This window comes from Pseudoalteromonas sp. XMcav2-N (assembly GCF_024124545.1).
Lineage (GTDB): Bacteria > Pseudomonadota > Gammaproteobacteria > Enterobacterales > Alteromonadaceae > Pseudoalteromonas.
In genome coordinates this window covers 46,331-62,125 of the sequence record NZ_JAMXSF010000008.1, presented here as the reverse complement: position 1 = coordinate 62,125, position 15,795 = coordinate 46,331, and the positions used below count along the sequence as shown (strand labels likewise).

14 protein-coding genes are annotated in these 15,795 nt (G+C 46.6%); 4 read left to right on the top strand and 10 right to left on the bottom strand.

Features of this window, described 5'->3' with window-relative positions:
• Positions 1-169 precede the first annotated feature (169 nt).
• Positions 170-523: a hypothetical protein gene (locus NH568_RS12120; protein WP_253047728.1), complete on the top strand. Its 354-nt coding sequence runs from the start codon at positions 170-172 to the stop codon at positions 521-523.
• 46 nt (positions 524-569) lie between these two features.
• Here NH568_RS12120 and NH568_RS12115 read toward each other — a convergent pair whose 3' ends face one another.
• The 5 genes from NH568_RS12115 to NH568_RS12095 form a co-directional block, all read right to left on the bottom strand.
• Positions 570-2,267 (bottom strand): HEAT repeat domain-containing protein, encoded by a 1,698-nt coding sequence (locus NH568_RS12115; RefSeq protein WP_253047726.1) that lies wholly within the window; start codon positions 2,265-2,267, stop codon positions 570-572.
• Positions 2,264-4,114 carry a hypothetical protein gene (locus tag NH568_RS12110; protein WP_253047724.1) on the bottom strand — a complete coding sequence of 617 codons (1,851 nt, stop codon included), beginning with the start codon at positions 4,112-4,114 and terminating at the stop codon, positions 2,264-2,266. Before NH568_RS12110 ends, NH568_RS12115 begins: the two co-directional genes overlap by 4 nt.
• 259 nt (positions 4,115-4,373) lie before the next feature.
• Positions 4,374-5,705: a cell envelope integrity protein CreD gene (gene creD / locus NH568_RS12105; protein WP_253047722.1), complete on the bottom strand. Its 1,332-nt coding sequence runs from the start codon at positions 5,703-5,705 to the stop codon at positions 4,374-4,376.
• A gap of 77 nt (positions 5,706-5,782) precedes the next feature.
• Positions 5,783-7,231: a two-component system sensor histidine kinase CreC gene (creC, locus tag NH568_RS12100; protein WP_253047720.1), complete on the bottom strand. Its 1,449-nt coding sequence runs from the start codon at positions 7,229-7,231 to the stop codon at positions 5,783-5,785.
• Complete coding sequence (locus tag NH568_RS12095; RefSeq protein ID WP_253047718.1) at positions 7,228-7,899, bottom strand: response regulator; 672 nt, start codon at positions 7,897-7,899, stop codon at positions 7,228-7,230. Before NH568_RS12095 ends, creC begins: the two co-directional genes overlap by 4 nt.
• Before the next feature lie 171 nt (positions 7,900-8,070).
• Here NH568_RS12095 and NH568_RS12090 point away from each other — a divergent pair, with 171 nt between their 5' ends.
• Positions 8,071-8,865, top strand: coding sequence for a putative porin (locus NH568_RS12090; RefSeq protein WP_253047715.1), 795 nt, complete (start codon positions 8,071-8,073; stop codon positions 8,863-8,865).
• 48 nt (positions 8,866-8,913) lie between these two features.
• Here NH568_RS12090 and NH568_RS12085 read toward each other — a convergent pair whose 3' ends face one another.
• Together NH568_RS12085 and NH568_RS12080 are read right to left on the bottom strand one after the other, a co-directional pair.
• Positions 8,914-9,126 carry a helix-turn-helix transcriptional regulator gene (locus NH568_RS12085; protein WP_253047714.1) on the bottom strand — a complete coding sequence of 71 codons (213 nt, stop codon included), beginning with the start codon at positions 9,124-9,126 and terminating at the stop codon, positions 8,914-8,916.
• A gap of 3 nt (positions 9,127-9,129) precedes the next feature.
• Entirely contained in the window at positions 9,130-9,645 is a 516-nt protein-coding gene (locus NH568_RS12080; protein ID WP_253047710.1) for a hypothetical protein, read from the bottom strand.
• A 139-nt stretch (positions 9,646-9,784) separates the two neighbouring features.
• Here NH568_RS12080 and NH568_RS12075 point away from each other — a divergent pair, with 139 nt between their 5' ends.
• Positions 9,785-11,854 (top strand): S9 family peptidase, encoded by a 2,070-nt coding sequence (locus tag NH568_RS12075; RefSeq protein WP_253047707.1) that lies wholly within the window; start codon positions 9,785-9,787, stop codon positions 11,852-11,854.
• A gap of 80 nt (positions 11,855-11,934) precedes the next feature.
• On the opposite strand, the gene NH568_RS12070 is transcribed toward NH568_RS12075, so the two are convergent.
• On the bottom strand, positions 11,935-12,825 hold the full coding sequence (locus tag NH568_RS12070; protein ID WP_253047703.1) for a DUF2306 domain-containing protein: 891 nt from the start codon (positions 12,823-12,825) through the stop codon (positions 11,935-11,937).
• A 337-nt stretch (positions 12,826-13,162) separates the two neighbouring features.
• Positions 13,163-14,344 carry an acyltransferase family protein gene (locus NH568_RS12065; RefSeq protein WP_253047700.1) on the bottom strand — a complete coding sequence of 394 codons (1,182 nt, stop codon included), beginning with the start codon at positions 14,342-14,344 and terminating at the stop codon, positions 13,163-13,165.
• Positions 14,345-14,630: 286 nt separating this feature from the next.
• On the opposite strand from NH568_RS12065, the gene NH568_RS12060 reads away from it, so the two are divergent.
• Complete coding sequence (locus tag NH568_RS12060; RefSeq protein WP_253047697.1) at positions 14,631-14,780, top strand: hypothetical protein; 150 nt, start codon at positions 14,631-14,633, stop codon at positions 14,778-14,780.
• 193 nt (positions 14,781-14,973) lie between these two features.
• On the opposite strand, the gene NH568_RS12055 is transcribed toward NH568_RS12060, so the two are convergent.
• The gene (locus tag NH568_RS12055) at positions 14,974-15,498 is read right to left on the bottom strand and encodes a cytochrome b/b6 domain-containing protein (protein WP_253047694.1); all 525 of its coding nucleotides are present in this window, start codon (positions 15,496-15,498) and stop codon (positions 14,974-14,976) included.
• Positions 15,499-15,795 lie beyond the last annotated feature (297 nt).

Genomic DNA, 15,795 nt, shown 5'->3' with positions numbered 1-15,795 from the left:
AGCGGGTCGTTTTTGTGTAACGGGAAAATATTGTTTAACTCTTTGTGTTAATATGGCGCGTTTGCTGTGTAGCGTGACTGCCCGAATAGGAGCAATTTAGTCAGGCTCTGCGTTCATTAACAAACCTCTATTTATTTACAAGATGTGGCTATATTAAAAGGTGTTTTCAATGAGTCATTTAAATGTTCTTTCAAAGCTTGCAGTTGCAGCGTTGTTTACGTTTTCCCCGTATAGTTTTTCAGAGGTTGAATTTACCTCTGAAAGTGAAGTCAACCGCTTAATATCCTACGCACAATTTGGCAAAGGTGACGTTTTCATCTCTCTCAAGAAGAATGGAGCAAAGTGCTCGTCTGGGTATTTTGTCAACAGAGACAGCGTAGGGTTTGAATCTCTTTATAGCATGCTGCTTGCGGCGTATCATGCCAGAACACCGGTGATTTTAGGAGGTCATGATAATAAGCAATGGAGCGGTTCTACGGACCCCGTTTGCGAGCTTTACTCTGTAGAACACAAGAAATCATAATCTGGTTTGTCCATAAGACACCGTTTTCCAAAAAGAAGAAAAGGCGCTATTGCGCCTTTTCTTCTTTGCTGTGTAGCAGTTTTATGATGGCCTTAAAGTTTCGCCGCGAGGTCTCGTTTTGCAGTGCCTGACGCAGTATGGGTTTTATACCGTCTTTTTGCTTTTGAGTTGCTAAGGCTTTGATAGCGGCCAGGCGAACGGCGTCGTCCTGATCACTGACCGCCATATTCAGCACGGTATCACTGGTTTTCGCACTCATCTGATAATTCCCCAGGGCACTGAGCAGCGCTTTTTTATTACGCTCAGGCGACTTGAAGAAGTGCTGTTCCAGGTTTTGATAAGCCGTGTCGGTTTTCATCATGCCCAGCGCACGGATAGAAGCTTTCTCAATACGGGCGCTGTTGTCAGACAAGTGAGCTGCGAGCAATGGCTCATGCTGCGGGTCGCGACTGTTCCCCAATGCGGTGAGCAGACTGGCCGTTTTGCCTTCACTTTCACCCAGCGTGATCTGTTCAGTAATGGCCAGACTTAACTGTGTGGCTGTGTCAGATCCGCTACGATTGTTGAGCAAGATCCCCAATGTCATGTAGAAACTGGATTCGACTTCTGAGTCAAGAGTACTAAAACCATCGGTCAGCATCCCCAATAGCATGTCCGCAGCCTGCTGTGACAAGGGGGCATTGCCCTGAGTCAGCGCGCGCAGCGCACGAAACTGAGTTAAAGGTTGCTTTTCAGCCAGTAATAACTGGCTAAGTAATTGCTGGCTGGTATCCGAGTCGAGTTGTCCTAGTGCATTGAACAGGCGCATCTGAGCTTTATCGTTTAACTCCCCCGAGAGTATGAGCGGCGCCAGAGTGCCAATCACAGCATTGTATTTTTGCAGCAGAATAGACAGGGTATGGGCGTCTATCTGAGTAATATCTTGCGTGGTAATCAACTGGTTTAGCTCAGCCGCCAGCCGTGCTTTCTCAGCGTCACTGAGTTCTGCCTCAGTTGTCTGCCAAGCCGCCAGGTCGTTGTCCAGCTCGTATAAAGTACTCTTAAATGGCTGAGGGGCCAGTGTCAGCGTATAGCTTTGTTGTGAACCAAAGCGCAGATCTGTGCCTGTCAGAGCGAGGGCTTCCTGACCTTCTCTGTGTTTAATAAAGCAAGCTGAGGGCGTAATGAGGTGGGCGGAGTCGAGCACCTCAATACGGTTAAAAGTGGCAAGCTGAGTACGGTCAAAGTCGCTATAGTGCTGTTTGACCATTTTTAACTGTTTACCAGTTTGTTGATATGCTGGTTGATACTGCCCCAGAGTGTCGGGCTCTTTGCTTACCTGACTGATATCACGTTGATATTGCAGATAATAAGCTAGCCCTTTGAGCTTGTCCTGGGTCTGCTGGTCGAGCTCACCGGCAAAGTAGAAGTCGCTGATAAGCCCTTTGTCCGTTAATTTAAAGGCAAAGGCATGCTCATAACTGGGCAGGGGGATCTGCGTTTTACCCTGAATGGCAGCAACCTGATCGGCCTTGATGGCCCACCAGTTTTTCTCTTCGCCTTTTTGCGCCGCTTTAAGCGACAGCTTGCCCTGCAAGTGCACCGTCGACGTTTGCGGGGCACTTTGCAGCTTAATATAATCAAAGGAAGTCTGGGTTTGGATATCAAACCGGTATTGTGGCTGGCAGAGTGTGCCAGCCATTACCTGAGTGCTTGTCAGCGCCACCCAGGGCGCAGCAAGCAGAGTCAATCGACACAAGGTCATAGTTCGATTTCGTCCTCTTTGGAGTACAGAGTCCAGGATTTGTTATATACGCTTGGCGTTTGGTATAGCCACAGGTCGTAACGGTGAGTTTTCTTACCACAAGGATAAGGAATACCCCATTTCTTACACCACTTGACCCCAATGGTTTCGGCGTATAAACCAAATTTACCAGAGATCACATCCAGGTCGTTCTTCAGTTCAATACCATAATAAATGTGCGGCGCTTTGTTACCGGTTGAGACCAGAGCAAAGCCTGCATTAGACTCCATGGCAAAAGTGTTGTCGATTAAGGTCAAAATCGCCTGGATACCGGCTGAGACCAGACCCAGGTTAACACCGCCACGGCCGAAGGCGCCAAAATCGACATGGAACAAGTCACCTTCAGCATAGAGCTCTGCGTTGTAGCCTACAGTGAGTTCAAAACCCAGGTTACCAGTGACACCAGCTTCAACACTCATAGGAACCGGACCTATGGTAAAGCGAGCCTGGGCCAGCACTTTTTCCTCTTCCCAGGATTTCTCCCAGGATTTTTCGTATTTCGTGGTGTACTTCTCATCCTCAAACGCAACGTTATTGAAGATGATCATTTCCGATGCATAGCCGGTGTTTTGCCCACTGATATAGGCACTGCCGTCATAGGAAATACTGAACAAGGTATTTTGCGCGTTAAAGAAGTAGGCTTCGACCACGCCTTCGCCGGCAATGCGCCCGCCCGGATCGCCGGTCGGTACAATAAACAGCTGGCCGCTTAAGTCAACGCCGACACTGAATTTTGATTTATCGCCGTAAGATTTATCAAATTCTTTTTCTAATTTGATGTTCGCCAGACCCACTGAATACTGGGCATCACGTTTTGCCAGGCTTTGCTCTGTGTCTGTGTTTTCTGCGGTAAAGAAGTACAAAGGGATCTCAGTTTCGATCACATTGTTGTCTGTGATGGTCTCTGCATTTTGCGCCAGATCTGTTAAAGTAAAGCGAACTTGCAAAGACTGCCCCTGAGTGGCGTCATAACCCTGATAAATCTGGCTCAGCAGGGCGTCATCCAGGGCAATGTCAAAACCAATGTGCTCATCGTGCAAGCCGGCAGTAAAGTTATGGGTTAGCTGCGCCTCGTAAGCGGTATTTTCGGCATTCCAGAAATGGGTTGGTTGCCAGTTGCCGTTTACCAACACTTCTGCTGTGATAGCGGTACTACCCAGGTTCGAACCTTCGTAATCCGCGCTCAGATAGCCGACCAGATCGGAATGATGCTCACTGGTACCGTCATTGGTGTTGGGCACATCCAGGATCAGCGCCTCCTGACCAAATGCAGCACTGACGAGTTTGTAGTCGTGACTTTCTAAGACGCGTACATGTACATCGGCAAACGGAAAGTCGCCATCCGCAAATGGCTCATGATCTACCGATGGGTGGTTGTCGTCTTCGATGTCTTCAACATGGTCATCATGAGGGTCTATTTGTGCTATCAGATGATAGTGACCACCCAATAGTGTGTCTGGAATGGTAATGTCGGTTTGAAAGTTGTGGCTGCCCTCAGATACCTGCGTTAACTCCAATGCGCCAACTTTGTGCACTTCTTCAATTTCGGCTTCTTCGCCATCTGAGGTATCCAGCTCAGCTGCGTGTACCAGATAAAAGTGTACGTCGACGTCAATATCCTTAAAGCCGGTGATATCAACCTCGTAGAAGACCGTCACCGTTGTATTCGGTTCCAGCGTTTCAAGCGGACCTGTAGATACTTTGGTGATGGCAATATTGCTTTGTGCATCGTCATTACTGCCGAGTTCACAACCCGACAGCATGGTTAGCATCGCACCGGCTAACATCGCACGTGTAAAATGGCGCATTGTATTTCCTACCCTATTCTTACCCAGTGTTTAGTATATCGCAAAAATATGGAGGAATAATGAGTTTGGATGGAGTTTAGTTACAAATGCCATCTTGAAGTACTAAGAGGGGCGCTGATGGATATACGAAAGCAAGTCTGATTGACTCATTTGTGCTGATATTCTCAATTATAGAGTCGTGCATATTTGCTCTTTCAGGTATCAGGTTAACGGCCAGGCGCCTGAGTGAACGGCTCGGGCACCTGGCCGGCAATGTCCGTTATTGAGGCGATGCTTCAGAGTTTGGTCTGGCAGACACCTTGGCGGCACCGTACCAGTTAACATGCCGGGTTGCGAGCATGACAACTGCAAGTACAGCAAAACAAACGAGGCTGCCCATGAGCAAAGCATAGTGTTCAGCACTCAGCATGGCATAGAGCATGGCATACAATGCACTGAGTCCGGCAAAATAACTGATACTCAGTTGTGCACTTTGCAGGATCCCCCAAATGTAGCTCACAAGCAATGTAATTGCCGCCAGTGCGGATAGGGTATAGGCCCAGGCAAATCCTATGTGTTCGCTCAGAGAAATCAGCAACAAGTAAAAAACCGCCAAAGATAAGCCGACAAAGCCATATTGTACCGGGTGGATGGCTTTGGATTTACTCAGTTCCAGCAAAAAGAAGCTCGACATCACCAGAATAATCACCAGCAGGGCATAGTTGGTGGCGCGATGACTCTTAAGGTAATGATCGACCGGGTCCACCAGGCACACGCCCATATTACGTGCTTCTAATGCTTCACATTGGTTGCCAAAGAGACAACGTGAGAAAAGTTCTTTCATATTGGTCGCAAAGTAGCTGGTTTCCCAGCTGGCACTAAAGTGAGTGTCACTGATATCAGAGCGAACGGGCAGATAATCCCCCTGAAAACTGGGGTGTGGCCAGTTGGCTTCGAGCGAGACCTGAGTGTGCACTCCCAGGGGCGCGACAGCCAAAGTGCTCATGCCTTGCAAGTGCAGTTGGATATCAAATGTCACAGCTGTCTGCTCCAGTTCTGCCAGAGTCAGTGGAATATGCACGCCCTCGTCAATTGAGTTAAGTGTGGTCCCCGGTACAAGTGTGTGTGTCTGGCCGTTTATCGAGATCTGTGTATTTTGGCCAATCCCCCGGATATCACTGATCCCCATTACCATGCTCAGGCGGGTCAACGGTAGCTGAGTTAAATCATGCAATTTTTGCTTATCAAAATGGCCTGTCAGCTTTAAGTCTGCGCGATATAGCTGTGCTTTGTAGATGCTGCGGTATTTTTCAAAGGTGTCTAGCGTGCCCGATACCGTCAACTGTTCAGGAAGTATGACATGGCGATGCTTTTGCGGTGTTTGCACGCCGTCGATTATCTTGGTGACTTCGTATTCGGCGTAAAGAAATGGTGCTATTAAAGATTGGGTGCCACTGGTGCTGCGGGCTATTTCCTGTTGCACCTTGTGCTGAGTGGATGATCGCTCGTCGATTAGGTCGCTGATCATGGCGATGGGGATCATCAGCAATACGATGATTGCGGCGATGATGGCTAATTTAATCCCGGTTTTTTCTGTAATTTGTTGTGTCATAAGTGTCTCGGTTAAACCTGATGCAGATACAGGCTAACCGAGCTGATTGGTGTTTAAATGGCGCTTATGTGGGGATCTTATGGTGATTTTATGGTGAAGGTAGCCATGACTCCCTGCTCATGATTACTGATAGCCAGCTTCCCCTGATGTAGTCTGGCAACTCTTTCGACAAAGTTGAGGCCCAGCCCGGTACTTTTTGTTCCATTCGCGCGTGCCAGGGAATAAAACCGTTCACATAACCTGGGCAGGGCATAATCCGGAATTGCCGGGCCCGTGTTATAAATGCTGAATGTGCAGGTGTCGCTGCTGTGTGTGACGGACAGGCGGATTTCGCCCTGTGGTGTGACGAAGTCCAGTGCGTTTTCAAGCAGGTTTAGCAAGGCTTGCTGTAACAGGAATGGATCGCCATTGACGCTTGTTATTTGACTGCACGAGGTACTGAAGGTGGCAGACTTTTGTATTAGTCGGTTTGTAAGTATTTGCTCACATTTTTCGAGCAGGGGCGCAATCGGCACCGTTTGTCGAGTGTTCAGAGCAGGTAATTGCTCCAGCCGGGCCAGCTCGAGCAATTTATCAATCAGTTGCTGCATACGGAGCGTTTCTCGCTCTATATTACCTGCAAACTGCTGGCGCTTGTCCTCGCTCAGGGGCATCTGTAATAGTTCACTGGCGCCCTTGATACCAGAAAGCGGACTTTTTAGTTCGTGGGTGAGCGTTTCTATATACTGCTCGATATACACTTTGCCGTCGAGCTGGTTTCGCATCTGTTCTAAGGCGTCACTCAGTTGACGATATTCGTAGAAGATCCGAAACTGGGGTTTCGCGGCCTGTTTACCCAGGCCCATTTTTCTGGCGTATTCAGCCAGCTTTGTGACTGCGGAATTGACGCGCCAGGCGATCAGGGCACCTATCAGCAGGGCCAGTAAACTCAGCAGGCCGAGCCATTTTAAGATCCGCTGCTGGCTGTGCTCGATAAATGGCTGAACAGAACGATTGGCTTTGGCAACGGTGAGGCTGCCGATGATCTTACCTTGATATATCACAGGTGCGGCAACATGCATGACGGTTGATAAAGGATCCTTCGGGTCGGTGGCACTTGAGCGCGCACCGTACTCACCGCGCAATGTCAGATAGACATCATTCCACTGAGAAAAGTCACTGCCGACGTCTTTTTGCCAGGAGTCGGCAACCACAATGCCGTTGTGATCGGTGAGGTAAATGCGGTGCGACATGTTGGTTTTTTCTATTGCCCAGATTGCGGCATCCACTTTGCGTTGCCCATATACCCGCATTAATTCCACCAGCCGGCTATTGTCAGCGCTCCCCCGGGCTAAATCTTCCGCCACAACAACAGATAATAAGTTGGCCATATCCACCAGCGTTTCTTCTGTGGCTTGTCGAATGGTGGGTTTAATTTCACGCAACATAGTGTTGCTGATCACATAGGTCGTCAGTAGTACCATGATGAGGTATAGAAAGAAAAACCTCAGCCCCAGAGGGATGCGAGGCCAGTGTAGTGACTTCACACAAACTCCTCGAAGTAATAACCAAATCCGCGCTTAGTTTTTAACGATTCAGAACAGCCTAATTGTTTCATTTTTATTCGTATTGCTTTGATATGGCTGTCAATATTTCGCTCATAACCGCAATCTGCCGGGGCTTGAGTGGCATCCAGCAGCTGTGCTCGGCTTAGCACATTTGGTGAGTGTGTGATCAGGGCATGAGCTACTTTAAACTCAAGTGCAGTTAACCCCAGCGCCATTCCTTGATAGTAATAATCAAAGTTTTTAGCCTCCCATTTCTTTACCGATTGAACGGGTGTAGTCGTGGTAGCAGGCTGGAGTTTTCTTAATCTGAGCTTCACCCGTGCGAGCATTTCTCTTGGACTAAAAGGTTTAGTGACATAATCATCTGCACCAATTTCAAGACCTACCACGCGGTCGATTTCGTCACCCCGTGCGGTTAAAAAGATAATGGGCATCGCAGAAAACTGGCGCAGTTGTTTACATAAGTCAAAACCATTGCCATCGGGCAAGCCAACATCCAGGATCACTAAGTCTGCAGTTTGTTGTTGTAAGTACTCCAGCCCGGCGCCAGCGGTGGTAAACCAATGTACGTCAAACCCGTCCATCTCCAGAATATGAACCAGCGTATCGGCAATCGCAGGTTCGTCTTCAATTATCACTATGCTCATATGTTGTCGTTGTCTGTTTGTGCAAAGAGTCACCTAACATATTACCCGTAAAGCAAAAAACGGTAAAACACTGAAAAAGTCATTGCACGTTCAGTTAAGTCTCTATACTATGCGCGGCGCTCACTAAGTTGTGAGCTATACCGCTTTACTATATGGAAATAAAGGGTTTTTATGAAAAAGCTACTCACACTTGCGGCACTCGCCGTTATTACCGCCACATCCGCTCATGCCACAGAGACCAAGCAATGGTTTAACAGTGCAACCTATACTGATCAGGACCGTACCTTTGATAACGATGCGTTGATGCTAAGCAGCCGTTATTTCTTTGCTCCGCAACAGAACTCAGGTGTTTGGGATGATTATGGTTACCTGGATACGGACAGCAATGTGGGCCTGAGTTACTACAACGATGAGTATATGAACCGCTTTTCTTTTGCCGGTGAGGGATACTTCAGCAAAGAAGTATTCGTGGTTGGTCAAGTCAGTGACCTGGGTGAAATAGACGATCATTATACTTACGGGATCGGGTATCTGTACAACGACAAGCTGAAGCTGAGTATTCGTCGTAATGAATCTGACCTGGGTGCCGACAGCACTTGGTTAAAAGCTGAGTATAATCATCAGCTCAATGACACCGACTATTTAGGTGTAACAATTGATACAGATGATGAGATGGACAACTACACAGTATCTGGCCGCTACTTTATGCACCTGGATGCAGAGCGTTACATCAGCGTGGATGTATCTCACCATGAGATCGATTTAGGTTACACAGATGTCTCGTACAATAATGCCCTGGTAAATTACTACTTTAACCGCAACATTGCTGTAGGCGTTGGCTCTTATGACTCTGATTTGGCGTTGCAGGGTAAGTACTTCTTTAACGACAGCTACTATCTGACTGTCGAATACATTGACCGTGATGCCGGTGAAGAGACCAGCTTAAAGTTTGTCGCTCAGTTTTAATTCATTTATGAAGCCTGGGGTTGCAGTACATTCTGCAACCCTGGTTTGTTATTCCCCATCTGATTTAAAGGCCAGCAGATCGCCAGGCTGACACTCTAAATAATGACAGATCTGTGCCAGTGTTTCGAAGCGCACACCTTTGACCTTACCGCGTTTGAGCAGGGATAGATTTGCTTCTGTGATCCCTATGGCTTTAGCCAGCTCCTTTGATGACACTTTGCGCATTGCCATTACTACGTCTAAGTTGACAACAATTTCCATGACTTAAATAAACTCCTTGTTTTCGTCTTCTATTTCTTTTGCTGCTTTTAGCAGGTATGCCACCATGGCAAATAGTCCGAGTGTCATGAGTTCACCAAAGGGGATTTTTAACACCACCTGATTGGAGTGGTAGAGCGAGTGATACCAGTAATCCAGCGAGAAAGTCAGGCCTGATGAATACAGTTCCAGCGCGATTTTTGTCCAGATAAAGCCCAGGTAGCAAGTGTAACAGCTGTTGTGAAAGAACAGCCCCTTGCTAAAAAGTTTCATCAGCCGAATGATCCAGTACACACTCAATAGCATACCAGCCAGCAGCGGGACAGACAGAGCAAATAAAACGCCGTTACCTACTTGCTCACTTTGCCACAGTAAGTCGAATGACTCGCTATCTAGATAACGCACTTGCCCGTTGACGATAAGCTGATAAGCCAGAAACGAAATTACGATGCCACTGATACCCAGCACAGCAGCGCGGAAGGTACCGCACCAGCGCTGAATTTTGTCTGTTGATTTGACCATAAAGATCCCTTCTTTCTATGTTGTTCTTGATAAGAATCATATCATACAGAAACTAATTTCTGAAAAAAGAAAATAAATTATCGTTTTACAATAATAAAAAATCGTGTAATGATGTTTTTCAACAAGCAGAAGGAGTGACATGATGACGAATAAAAATAAATTAACCAGACTGACGCTAAGTGTTGCACTAAGCACCATACTTGGTACTACGGCTGTGTTGTCGGGTTGTACGCTGAGCGATAAGCAGCCTATCCGCGAGACAGAGTCGGTTCAGCATGTGTCGGCATTTGTGGATGTTGAGAGTTTATTTAGTACCAGTGAGAAAAAGTCGATATCGATGTCAAAGGATGGCAAATGGATAGCATTTCTGAAAATGCACAACGGCGCACATAACCTGTTTGTGGTTGCTGCTGATGAGCCTGATATGGCACCTGTGCCAGTCACTAATCTTACAGACTCAGTTGATAGTTTTATCTGGTCTGCCAATCACAACGAAATTATTTTTTCTAAAGATCATCAGGGCAACGAAAATAGTCAGATTTATAAACTGGCGCTGAACGATAAGACGCTGACAGCCAGTACCATGACCCGGCTCACCCACGATGACAAGGTTGATTACAGTCTGCTGGGGCAATCGGAGCTGGATGCAAATGTGCTCGTTATTGCAGCGAATCACCTTACACCGGAGCGGATCGATTATTTTCATCTGAGCGTGAATACAGGCAAGCTGACCCAAACCCAGACCAACAGTGTGAGCCTGTTCGAGACGCAGTTGAGTAAATCAGGTCAGGTAGCATTAGGGTTGGCGCTTAATGCGGACAATTCCAGAAGTATGTACAGATTCACTGATGGACGCTGGCGCAAGGTGATGACAACTGAACCGGGCGAGATACTGGAGCTCATCAGCTTTGATGAACAAACCAATACCGCTTTTGTGGCAGGCAGTATCGAAGGTCGTGATAAACAGGAACTCATTAAAGTGGACCTGGCGAGCAAATCTATTGAAACGGTGCACCGTGATCCAGAAAATAGCTCTGACCTGCATCACGTTGTGTTTGATGAGCAAGGTCAACCACTGATTGTATCTTACTACGGCGGTAAACTGCGTAATTACTCACTGACAGACACAGCGGCCAATGCTCTGAACAAAATACAAAGCCGCTTCTCTCAGGAGATTGAAGTAAAAGTAGATAAAATTAATCACAAGGAAGACCAGTGGCTACTGACGGTGTCATTTGCCGACCAGCCAGATCAAAAATATGCTTATTATCCGGCTCAGGATAAGCTGACAGGTTTGTTAAATGAAGCGCCCGGATTTGACCCCGTCCTTTTGGGAGACAGAAAGTCGATTACCTACACGGCATCTGATGGGATTGAAATCCAGGCATATCTGACCTTACCTAAGAATTTAAATAAGAATCTGCCAACCATAGTGCTGCCACATGGCGGACCTTGGGCGAGAGATCAGTGGGGCTACAGTAGCGGTTATTTTGTACCCGTAGCCCATTATTTTGCAAACCGTGGTTATGCCGTACTGCAACCTAACTTTCGCGGTTCACTTGGGTTTGGTAAGCGTTTTGTTCAGCTTGGTGAGAAAAACTGGGGTACCGGCACTATGCAGCATGACCTGACAGATGGCGTAAACTATCTGATAGAGCAGGGCATCGCAGACAAACAGCGCGTTGGTATTATGGGGGCTTCGTATGGCGGGTATGCTGCGCTGGCCGGTGCGACATTTACGCCAGATGTATATAAAGCTGTGATTTCTTATGTTGGTCCATCCAGTCTGGTGACTTTGATGGAATCTTTCCCTGCGCATTACCGCCCCTATCTGGGTACCTGGTATGTTTCAGTGGGAGACCCTGAGGTAGCCCGGGACAGAGCCGATATGGAATCGCGCTCGCCGATTAACTTTGTTGACCAAATCAAAGCGCCTTTGATGTTGGTGCAAGGTGCAAATGACCCTCGAGTTACCCAGGTTGAGTCGGATAACATCGCCAGAGCACTGGCTGCTAAAGACCACCCCGTCGAGTACATTCTTGCGAAAGACGAAGGTCACGGCTTTATGAAGCAAAGTAATAAGCTGGCGTCGATTGTTGCAATGGAACGGTTTTTTGCCAAACACCTGGGTGGTGGTACTTCGAACAAGGTAGACCCGGCGATTAGTGCACATTTGGATACACTTCGTGTTGATATCAAAAAACTATAGAAACGGCTAATCGGTTTTTATAAAAGTAAAACAGGGCGATTAAATCGCCCTGTTTTTTGTGATCTTGCAAGTACTCGAAGTTACATCGAGATGGGCCCTTCAGACATAACTGAGAGCAGAAAAGGTGTATAGCCCACGATGCCGATTAGCATAAGTAAGGTCAATACACACAAAGTGATACTGACACCTAGCTTTACTGATGTCTTGTGGTTTGCCTGAGCATAAAAGTATAGCTGCGCTGCTAATAGCGGGATCAGAAAGCAGCCAAAAGTCCACATAGAGAAGAAGGGATCGCCAAATGCGGGGTTAAGGCCCAATGTGGTGCCTGTGATCAGGTAACTGAATACTCCCACTCTCAGAAACCATTGTGCATTAGAAACCAGAAACAAACAGATGGCCCACTTTCTGTGACTTGCCATGTCTTTCTGTATCGCACTGTGTACTGTTAAATAGGCGAACCCCAGGATCAACGACCCATTAATACTGGTGCCTATGTCGCCCAATTGGACAGGGCTTGTGTCTCTGAACCACACCAGATAATAACCTGAGAGGGCCAGCAAGATGACGGTAAACAGATAAACGTAACCATTGATTCTGTGGAAAACTGGGAAGCGGCTGCGCATTTTGGGAATAAGTTGAAATACGCCCCCAAACGCGACAATGCCTGCACCGATTGCGTGGGCAGCAAAAGCCAGGTTACCCGCAAAGTCTCCCGCATGATAGGGGGTCGCCCCCATTACCTCCCAGCGATTCCAGATCTCCATATTGTCATTGATCACTGAAAATCCGTAAAACTTGATGATGTAATAAAAGAAAAACCATTGCCCGAGCAGCACGGATAGAAACCAGAATATAACACTGTAACTGAGTGCGTTCCTGGCGGTCTGTAATGACAGAGGCTGGCGTGACTTTATTGCGGTTGTTTTTTTTATCGCTTCTGCTGGAGAAGCATTTTCGAGTGTTTTGTCCATTTTGACGTCCCCTTAGCTGTGAATATGTTGGCAAGTTTGCTGACAGGGGAATGTTCTGTCGTTCGAATGGGCCTTTTAGAACCTAATTTATAAGACAAGGTACAAGAAAGCAGGCGCTTAAAGCGATGCCCAGTCGACGAGAAGCCGGTTGGGAAAACAGCTTTAAAAGCAGGGGGACGGTATCAAAATAAAGAATTATAACTATATTAATCAAATGACTAGTGTTTTTCTATCGTGTTTTTACTGATAGCAGGTAGCCCTCATCTACCTGCTTCTACATCGTCTAAATAATTTGCTTAGTGAACGTCGCCCAGCGGTCAGTTAACCGGGTTTATAGTTATGAAGCTGGCGTAGCTTGTTGCTGAGAGGGGGCTGTTTTAACCCTTTTTCCGTTGAGCAAAACACCTATCAAAGTGTGTCTGACCAGTAGCTGGTAGCTCAGCAGACCAAGGGCCATGGTCGCAGACACGGCGACGAGCATTTTAAGCCAGGGCGACAAAGTGGTATTACTCAGTGGGAACTGGATATACATTAGCACAGGTACATGGATCAGGTAGATCCAGTAAGAGGCATCCGACAAATATTTGTTTAGCTGACTGAATCGGTTGAGCCATTTATAGCCTGCCAAAAAGGCCACACCAGTCCAGGCCACAATCGCAATCGATTGAGCGATGACAACATAGATATCTATATGCTCAGGTGTTGTTACTCCTGTATTAGCGGCGCGAATTATGGCTTCCAACGAGGGGGAAGGTGGCATGAGATAAAAATAAGGCACTAATGACAGGCATGCCATTATCAACAAGGGAATAAAGTAACGGACATACTGCTGCACCCGGATATGATGGTGATAAAGTCCGGCACCGACCAGGAATAGGACACCGTAAAAGCCATAGGACCAAAGCTCCGGATAAAGTTTATCCGGTGCCGGAAACGGTACCAGCTGCTGATATAGTGCGGCCGTAAGCAAAATGGGTAAAGCCACAAGCAGAAAAGCCGGGCGGACAACCACTGACAATATCGACTGAAACAGGCTGGCGTGTTTTTGCAACAGCCAAAATAGTAAACAGAACTGGGTCAGATTCCATAAAAACCATAAATGCATGGTCGAGATAATCGGCTCTTTCACAGACTGAAAAACCGTAAACAGGGCTGGTTTTTCGTGAGTAATTTCAGCTCCCCAGCCAAGTGCGTGGAACAGCACCAGCATGGTCAGAGGAAAAAACACCACAAATGGCAGCAATACGCGCTTAAGGCGATTAATAATAAAGCCATTGCTACCGCGTTTACTGATAAGCAGGGCTGCACAAAACCCGGCGATGACAAAAAACAGTGGCATTCTGAATAAGTGTGACCAGATTGCAAAGTAGTCAAAAGCAACGTGGTTGGTCGGATCGGCGGTAAACCAGATATTTGAAAAGTAAGGGCCATAGGCCAGCGCAGCATGAAACACGACACCCAGTAACAAAGCCAGACTACGCAGGTTGTCTATATAATGAAAACGAGGAGATGATTGCATAACGTTTATCCTTAAAAACTGCAACTTTGCACAGATTATCACCAAATGTCTTGAGGGAACAACTATATAGGAACAGAGTGTGGTTGAGGGTTTTGTTATGGACTGGTGAAGTAAAAGTGGGTCGTTTGATTTGTGTAAACAGTGTTGTTTTTTTATTTTTGCGGTGTTATTTTTGTGTGTGTTGATTTCTAATAAGAAATTGACAGGCTTATCCATCTGTGAGTAATTCTTCGGATGGTTAGATATAAACACAAAACAACAATGATTAGTGTAGAAAGGAATGACCATGAAATTAAAAATCAAAAAAAATAGCATCAAAAACCTGTCTAAAACTAAAGACCAGCTAAATCAAGAACAAACTGCGCAAATCGCGGGCGGCTATTTAAGTCAGGCCTGGTATGGTAGTTGTGGTCCTTTATCTTGTATCCGAAAATAATACTTAGCTCCGTCTAAGTGAATTGGCTCATTTATCTGTATTAGATGAGCCATCTTGCAGAAAAGTTGCTGCATCTTGTGTTTTCTGTGACTTCCCGATATTTTTATTCTATTACCTTCCACTAATGTAAATCCGCTGCTTTACTATTCTTCCGGGTATGCGGCGCCTGTAAATATGCACTATCGTGATTAGTTCACAACATTCTTTGTAATATTGCTCGTCCACCAAGCTGATGCTTTATCACAGCCAAAATATGTAAAGTGATCATGAACAGCAATAGAATATTGCTGAGCACGTGCACTCGGGAAAATACGTCCTGCAGGCTCGTGGTGCTGAGCAAAGGCGGTACAGTAAACAGACCAAACACGCAGAACGAGTGCTGCATCATTAATACACCGGAGCACATTACAATAGTTGTGAGTAAGTAAATGAACTTATGAGCTGCACAGGCAAGCTTTGCCTGATGTTGATTGAGCTGTTCGAGCTGAGTCGGTGGTGTGCAGGTAATTCTATGTACCAGACGCCAGAGGAATAGCGGAAAATAGACGAAGGTCAAAGAGACATTGAAGGTACTGAGTGTTTTCTTGATTATGTTGTCCACTTCAAATAAAGCCATGTAAAAACCAGAAAGCATTGCCCACAGGATCACGGCGGCTGAGATCCAGTGAAGTGCACGTGCCGTGCGGTCAAACTTATCTGTTGAAGTTGTGTAGGTCATTTTAGCAGTCCTTTTTTTACTCACGCTACGCTGTGGAGAGTTAAAACACGGTTAAAACTCCGATGCACTGAACCTGTTACCATGGCGGTTGAACCGGGCAGTGTGTCTGTGTGGCCATTCCATCATCCGTAAACCAGTCTGAGTCGGCATATTCACCCATTTCGTACTAAAGTTTAGAAGGTCACTGCGCGAAATTGAGATGTCTGAATATGAAAAAAAATAAAGTACTAAGTGTTATCGGATCAATGCCTTACATTATCCTCGGTGCGAACAAAGCCGTGTGCCAGGTTGCTGTAA